The sequence below is a fragment of the Okeania sp. SIO2C2 genome (genome assembly GCF_010692625.1).
Taxonomy (GTDB): Bacteria; Cyanobacteriota; Cyanobacteriia; order Cyanobacteriales; family Microcoleaceae; genus Okeania; species Okeania hirsuta.
In genome coordinates this window covers 1-5,170 of record NZ_JAAHGM010000132.1, presented here as the reverse complement: position 1 = coordinate 5,170, position 5,170 = coordinate 1, and the positions used below count along the sequence as shown (strand labels likewise).

Here is a 5,170-nt window from a genome sequence, read left to right as displayed (position 1 = left end):
GCGTTGCACAGTGACGAATGATTATGAGAATTGAGGAATTTGACGATGTTTCAAATAATAGATCAGCAGGTGAATTGATCTGTACAACATATCAATGGACTTGGAATAGCACAAAGTTTTACGATGTAACCTAGCTAGATAGTGTCTTAGACGGCAGTTTTCTCCTTCCACTCTGGTCATCGCTGTTTTGCTTACTAGGTGATCGCAATCGTCGATTAAACAGGGATAAACCTTATATCCATCTGTAATATAAAGAAAACAGGCCCAACCGTGAATCATCTGCCACAATATAGTGAAGGTAACTAACGAGCGATCGCCAAGTACAAATTTCAGAATCCCTGGCATTTTGCTGTTGACGACTGTCCAGACCCAAATTTGGTTTTTTTTGAGCCAATAAAAGTTTGTAGTTCATCTATTTGAGCAGTTTCAGGTATTTCATAGTTACGATCGGGAATCTGTGCTTGGTGCAAGTCGTACCCAGTTCAGCACTGTGTTATGGGAAATACCAGTCACTCTCTCAATGGCTCCCAATCCCATGCCAAATAGGGACATTTTCACACAAAGCTCTTTAATATCAGAACTATAACCCGCAGGACAGGGGCTTTCTCGCGCATTGACGGCCACAGTTACGGCACAGATAACTCTGTTTGCCCTGACGATGACCATTTTTCACTACTTTATGACTTTGACAATCAGGACAGTCCATCTGTCTAGAAAATTCTAGAATATCATTCTCTATTGTGCAACACCGAAGTTTTTAACGCGCGAGAGCAGTTTGTAGTAGTACAAAATTGATGAGCAAAAAAGAATCGTCTCTCAACTCAATCAGCTCCAGAGGAAAAAAAATTAGTCCTTCTGAAAAGCGAACAGAACGCATTTACTCCCAACTAACCAAAGAAGAGATGGCAATTTTTGAGCAGATGTGTAACGAAGCAGGAGTACAAAAAGGCGTTTATATCAGAGCTGCTATATTCAACCAGGAAAACTCTCTACCAAAACCAGTACCAGAAATCAATCGAAAAGTGTGGTTAGAACTAGCTAGATTATCTGCCAACTTAAATCAATATCAGAGAGCAATAAACAGTGGATATTTTGAACCAGTCCCCACTGAATTAATATTAGAAATCAGGGAGAAAGTAGAACAACTGAGAGCCGAATTAATTGGTGGATGAAAGCCAAAATAACCAAAGGAAAAAACTTTAAAACAATCATTAACTATGTATTTAGCCCTGGAGAAAAAAACAAAAAGGATAGGGCACAATGGATAGGAGGCACACTGGCCAGCGATAATCCCGATGGATTAATAAAAGAATTTGCAGTAGTGCAGAGCTTGAAACCAAACATAAAAAATCCATCTTGGCACTGCTCATTAACATTATCAAAAGGCGAATATTTATCAAAAAATCAATGGTCTGATGTCGTAGTAGACTTCATGGACAAAATGAAATTCGACAAATATACACCCTACGCAATAATTCGGCACAATGACACAGAATACGACCATGTTCATATAGTTGCCAGTAAAATTCCAATGGTAGGGCCAGTATGGAGAGATAGCCAGGATGTATATAGAGCGATCGCCGCGACTCAAGAACTAGAAGAGAAGTACAACCTAACCCGAACGCCCGGATATAGCAAGAGAGAAAGTGCTAGGGAGACTTACCGGGAAAGGAAAAAAGCCGAACGTACAGGAGTTACACCGCCACGGATACAATTACAAGAATTGATAGATAGGGCAGTAGCCGATCGCCCAACAGCTACCCAACTAGCTCAAAGATTAGAGGATGCCGGAGTAACAGTAAGAGCAAATATCGCATCTACAGGAAAAATGAATGGATTTTCCTTTGAGCTGGACGGACTGGCATTCAAAGGCAGTAAACTGGGAAAAGCTTATGGATGGAGTGGTTTACAGAAACGTGGAGTTAGCTATGATGTGGAACGAGATGCAGCGGAGTTAGAAAGATATAGATTACCTGTTGCGGAACGACCACCGCATACTGATGAAACATTACCCGAACCATCTAGGTCAAACCAAATAGTAGAAACCTCACCAGAACTAGAAGCGGATACTGACTCAATCTCTCCAGAGCCACGAGCAGAGAAGGTGTTGAGAGCCTTAGAAGGATATTATCAATCTCAGGTTGACAATAATGAGGAAACTCTAGAAACAAGTCCACAACAGGATTTTGTGGAAAATAACTCTACTGAAACAGCTCCCACAACTCGCGATACAGATACCGACTTTATTGAAGCTGCAAGATTGGAAGCAGCTATAAATGCCGTCGAGGAAATATTTAATCAAAGTGTCGAGCAAGGCAAGTCTAGAGCATTATCTGAAGAGTTCTCATCTGAATCTTCACTCTTAATAGAAGATATAGCTCAACAAAACTCGACCGAAGCTTCCCCCGAAGCGACTCAACCACCTGTAGACAAGTGCGCATTATCTAAACTACTCACTACAGAAGCTGCCCCCGAAATGACCCAACCCGAAACTACTCAACCCCCGATAGAGTCGAGCGCATTATCTGAAGTACTAAAATAGCAAAACCAGCAACAGCAATGGGTTGAAAGCCTTGCTCCAGAACTAGCTCAACTTCTGGTAGATGCGCGATCGCATCTATTAGAAGGCAAGTATCGCACGGTAGCTTGGGATCAAGAGCAGCAACGTCTCACCTTACGGAAAAATGAAGCTCAAGAAATTGTCCTGGATGCCAAGTGGAAACAGGGGAGATGGCAGGACAACGGCTCAAGCTTGACTGCTGCTTTTTTTGAGCAGATAAAGCAAGCATTAGATAGACGCAACAGAGAAAGAGAGCGGGAACGTCAGCAACAGACGAGTTCAGGAGGTTTTGAATTAGAATGAAGGTGAATGTCTTCCCATCCCATTGCAATTTGGAGGATATAATGCAGGTATTCTATGGTACTGTCGCTTTTTACCAGTAAACGACGCCAGATCAGGCATTCAAGTAGCATCTGTACTAAAAGTGACGCTAAGGCTGAAAGCCTTGCACAGCAAGCTCTTTAGAGCTTAATTTTTGTTGACAATTCTCTGGCTCTCAAGTGTACCAGTTAAACTAAAGTTTTATTGATACAGTAAATTACAACGAGATATCAAGGGTTTCAGTCAAGTCATTTCAGGAAGGTTCAACTGGTACAGTGTTCACATATCTCTTAACGTCACTTTGTTCGTGGTTGCTACTCAAACCCCGATCATGGGACTAATACCCTGTAATACGACTTTGAGTTGGTAGATAACGGGTTCGGAGTAATTAGACATTTGTCCATCTTACCATATATTATTATCTCCCCCGATTTTTTTCACTCTCCATGTAGGGAAAAAAACTACAATTGTTCAACTCAACAATCTTACTCTCTCGACAAGTAGTATTTAGGTGACAAAACTCCTACAACTTAGATGTTTGATTGCTCGTTCTCTAACAGAAAAGGAAAAGAGAAATTACAACAACAGCGAGAGGAATTAAACTATCAATTAGGGGCAAAACTAGCATTGCTGTCACTGAGGGCAATCTAGATAATTTTGCAGTTTTCAATGTTTGAGCGGGTCTTGACGACAATTGAGCTAAACCGTTCACCGGATGTGACATCCGGTGCGTGCGGTTTAGTCGATTCCCGACTAAAATTACTGAAACCTTCGCGATGATTGGATTTTAGCTATTTCATCACTGGGGTTTCCCCGCTAAATTTTGCAGGAACTGCTCAGAAGCTGCAATATCTTCACGACTGCAAAGCATCAGTTTTCACTTCCTGAAAGCCTTGCACAGTAACAGTTTCCAGCCTTATCGCCCCTGATGACGGCCTCGCTAGTTTTAGCCCAAATAGGTACGCAGTAATTTGCTGTCTGCTGAAGGACAAGTGATAGAAGTATAGGTAAGTCCTTTCATAGTATTCTCACAATCTAACTTTGACGTGAAAGAAGATGCCTCTAAATAGGTGAGCTGAGTTCCAGAAATTTTTTTGGTTAAAAACGGCAAGATGGGACTTAAAACATTGTCTGGGGAACTCAAAATCACATCCCGCATTTTTGATTCCCACTTCGCATAATCTATTAGCTCGATAGGGTAGCCGAGAGAACAGATCAGATTGACAAGTTCTCCAATCTTTAAACACTCAGGATTCACTAAGTTGAAGGTTTTTCCTTGGGATTCTTGCTGCCTAGATAGATAAACAATGGCTTGACTAACATAATCTACGGGTGTTAGATCGAACTCTATATTAAGATCAGGAGCAATGCCTTGCTCAATAAAACTCTTCAGCAAGCAACCCCAGATTTGATCGGTATTATAGGCTCCTGTTTGGCTGTGACCTGTGATTGTTCCGGGTCGATAGATACTGACGGGAATACCTTGTGAAATAGCCGTTTCCAATAATTTTTCTGTGACCCATTTACTTTGAGCATAACCTCCATAAACCACTCCACAATTTTCGAGATCATCATCTTCTAGAATTGATGTTTTGTTGAAATATCCTGTCGATTTAAAAACAGCGTATGAAGAGACAAAATGGACGGACTTGAGTTGAATTTTACTCGCTAATCTCAGAATTTCCTGAGTTCCCCACACGTTGGCAGCTCGCATAGCTGTGTAGGGATAGGCTAAATTTAAGAAAGTTGCAGCATGATAAATAACATCAATTTCTTGAGCTAACTGTTCAAATTGTTGCTCGTTCAGTCCTAAAAGTGAGGAGGATAAATCCCTGATCACCGGAATAATTCTGGAGTTGAAACTGTCATATTCTAGTAAATAGCGATCAAGGTTTTTGACAATTTTCTGCTGGGCTTCAGCATCCGTCTTACAGCCCCGAACCAAGCAATAAATCCTGGCTTGGGTTTGTCTGAGGAGTTCATCAAGTAAAAAAGCACCAAGAAATCCGGTTGCTCCTGTTAAGAAAATAGCATTGGGTTCAGCATAACAGTCAACAGACGTAAAGTTCGGTTTGATTGTTGGATCGAGAACAACTTCTGCAAGCAACTCTTCCACTGTCATACCTTCTATCCCGCTAGATTCTTCTGAATTGCTAAAAGTCTCGTTAAACTAAGCCAGTTTGTTACCAAACCGACTCGTCTTCAGAACCGTGCGTGAGACTTTCACCTCACACGGCTCCTCTCTTAAACGTCCCTTGTCATGGGTACATCCCTACCTTAATATCAACA

Annotated in this window: 4 protein-coding genes and 1 pseudogene; 2 read left to right on the top strand and 3 right to left on the bottom strand. The window is 41.4% G+C overall.

Annotated elements, in window-relative coordinates:
• Positions 1-21 precede the first annotated feature (21 nt).
• Positions 22-706, bottom strand: a pseudogene (locus F6K18_RS35710) (IS1 family transposase).
• An 88-nt stretch (positions 707-794) separates the two neighbouring features.
• Here F6K18_RS35710 and F6K18_RS35705 point away from each other — a divergent pair.
• Together F6K18_RS35705 and F6K18_RS35700 are read left to right on the top strand one after the other, a co-directional pair.
• Entirely contained in the window at positions 795-1,172 is a 378-nt protein-coding gene (locus F6K18_RS35705; RefSeq protein ID WP_287528071.1) for a hypothetical protein, read from the top strand.
• Positions 1,169-2,542, top strand: coding sequence for a relaxase/mobilization nuclease domain-containing protein (locus F6K18_RS35700; protein ID WP_287528068.1), 1,374 nt, complete (start codon positions 1,169-1,171; stop codon positions 2,540-2,542). Before F6K18_RS35705 ends, F6K18_RS35700 begins: the two co-directional genes overlap by 4 nt.
• A gap of 281 nt (positions 2,543-2,823) precedes the next feature.
• Here the strand turns inward: F6K18_RS35700 and F6K18_RS35695 are convergent, their stop codons facing one another.
• On the bottom strand, positions 2,824-2,973 hold the full coding sequence (locus tag F6K18_RS35695; protein ID WP_287528065.1) for a hypothetical protein: 150 nt from the start codon (positions 2,971-2,973) through the stop codon (positions 2,824-2,826).
• An 854-nt stretch (positions 2,974-3,827) separates the two neighbouring features.
• Positions 3,828-5,003 (bottom strand): thioester reductase domain-containing protein, encoded by a 1,176-nt coding sequence (locus tag F6K18_RS35690; RefSeq protein WP_287528063.1) that lies wholly within the window; start codon positions 5,001-5,003, stop codon positions 3,828-3,830.
• Between the last annotated feature and the right edge of the window lie 167 nt (positions 5,004-5,170).

Coding starts and splice junctions, on each gene's coding strand:
- F6K18_RS35690 (WP_287528063.1), bottom strand. CDS start 5,003: ATGACAGTGGAAGAGTTGCTTGCAGAAGTTGTTCTCGATCCAACAATC.
- F6K18_RS35700 (WP_287528068.1), top strand. CDS start 1,169: ATGAAAGCCAAAATAACCAAAGGAAAAAACTTTAAAACAATCATTAAC.
- F6K18_RS35695 (WP_287528065.1), bottom strand. CDS start 2,973: ATGCTACTTGAATGCCTGATCTGGCGTCGTTTACTGGTAAAAAGCGAC.
- F6K18_RS35705 (WP_287528071.1), top strand. CDS start 795: ATGAGCAAAAAAGAATCGTCTCTCAACTCAATCAGCTCCAGAGGAAAA.